Raw genomic sequence first — 2,040 nt, 5'->3', positions numbered from 1 at the left:
CCTGACAGATAACAGACAGCAACAGTAGCAACCACAGCGGTGCCGTAAGAAGTGGGTATTGAATAATGCTTGCCTTGCATCCTGATTTACAGAGAGGGTTCACTTTTTTCGACCGGGACTTGCAGCCTACTGGTATTATTAGGATCCTGTTGTCTGGAGCCCCCGGTAACCACACTTATTTCACTTTACCCTTTTTCACTTTACCCTCTTTAGGGCGGAGTTCATTACCCTGAGCCACAAGAACAGCCATACGTTTTCGATGTCTTCTTTTGTGATCCGCCAGAGCTTGAGCATTCTTGCAGATCTTCCAGCATGGTCGCTCCTGACCATCCTCCCCGACCAATACCATGTCACAGACTTGTTCTCTGGTGTGGGCGATTCTTTTATGATTCGACAGGGCACGAGCATTACGACAGACCTTCCCGCATGGCTGATTCTTGCCATCCTCCCTGACCACATCACAGGTTCTCTGCCCGGTGTGACATACACTTCTGTGAGTTGAAAGAGATTGATCATTCTTGAAGACTTTCCCGCATGGCCGCGACTGGCCATCCTTCCCGACTACTGAGAGGTTACAGGTTTGTCCCCCGGTGTGAACGATTCTTTTGTGATTCGACAGGTCGCGAGCATTCTCGCAGACCCTCCCGCATGGCTGCGACTGGCCGTCCTCCCGGACCACGTTAACGTCACAGGTTTTTTGCCCAGTGTGAAGTTTGCCTTTGTGGGATAACAGAGCCAGATCATTCTTGAAGACTTTCCCGCATGACTGCGACTGACCATCCTTCCCGACTATTGTCAGGTTACAGGTTAGTTGCTCTCTGTGAAATTTGCCTTTGTGATCCGCCAGGGCTTTAGCACTCTTGCAGAGGTTCCCGCATGGCCGCTGCTGGCCATCCTCGCCGACCATGATCAGTTGACAAATTTGTTGCCCAGAGTGGATTCTTTTTTTGTGACTCCTCAGAGCGGGAGCATTCTTGCAGATCGTTCCGCATGGCCGTCGCTGACCATCCTCTCCGACCACGGTTATGTCACAGGTTTGTTGTTCAGAATGGTACCCGTTTTTGTGATTCGACAGGGCATGGGCATTCTTGCAGACCATTCCACATGGCCTTTGCTGACCATCTTTTCCAATCACTGTCCAGACACAGGTTTTTTGTCCAGAGTGGTATGCGTTTTTGTGAGTTGCCAGAGATTGAGCATTCTTGAAGACCTTCCTGCACGGCTGTTGCTTACCATCCTGCCCGACCACGATCACATTACAGGTTACCTTTTCGCAGTGGTATCCAATGTTGTGACTCGACAGGGCTTTTACTGTATCTGTCTGGAAAAGATCAGTTTGGCTCTGACTCAACTGGGATAATTCTGTGGTTTCATCAGCGGAGACAGCCAAACTTGAGGGTATTACCACTTCATGATTGAGAGGCCTGGTTGTGTCAGTGGTACAGGGTGCTCCTGCATTCGTTAAGTCTAAAAAATTAAAGTAATGGGTTGGATTGCTATCAATGTCATACGCCTCTGGATCCAATAGTTGTCCGGGATCGAATGGGTGTTGAATGTCAGCAAAATCATCCAATATTTCTAAAAGTGACTCTTGTTGGGAACATGCAGCGTTTACAAAATCATAACGACTTGAGCAGCTATAGCAGTATCCATGATACAAATGGGGGCATGAGCTTTCTCCGGGTGCTGCTCCCGATGGTCGGAATTGACAAACACCATAACAAGGATGGACGAAACAATTTAAACCCAAAGTATGTTGATGCTGTTCAGGGCCTCCGTTATTCCCGCCAGAGTCAGAATCCAGAAAGCGAGTGAAAAAGCCTATAGATTCGGGGAGGGCTTCGGAGGCTTCCTGCCCGGATGATTCTGATGGCTGCCCCTGTTGTTGGTCTCCTCCGGAGCCAAGCGCCATAGTGATGGCCGCTTGCAGGAGATCCTGACTCGTCTTCTGGAGTTCAATCGGGTTAAACGCCAGTGAACCGGGGTTCCAAAAGCTTTTTAAAAGCCAACCGACAGCAACAACCGCTTCTAAAGGTATCC

1 protein-coding gene is annotated in these 2,040 nt (G+C 49.3%); it reads right to left on the bottom strand.

Going from position 1 to position 2,040, the window contains the following annotated elements; all coding sequences use genetic code 11:
* Positions 1-175 precede the first annotated feature (175 nt).
* Positions 176-2,040: hypothetical protein (locus tag KDK17_RS18610; protein WP_257288770.1), on the bottom strand; the 1,865-nt coding region annotated here is incomplete at its 5' end.

It is taken from the genome of Endozoicomonas sp. SESOKO2, assembly GCF_024606245.1.
Classification (GTDB): domain Bacteria; phylum Pseudomonadota; class Gammaproteobacteria; order Pseudomonadales; family Endozoicomonadaceae; genus Endozoicomonas_A.
This window is presented reverse-complemented; position numbering and strand designations above follow the sequence as displayed.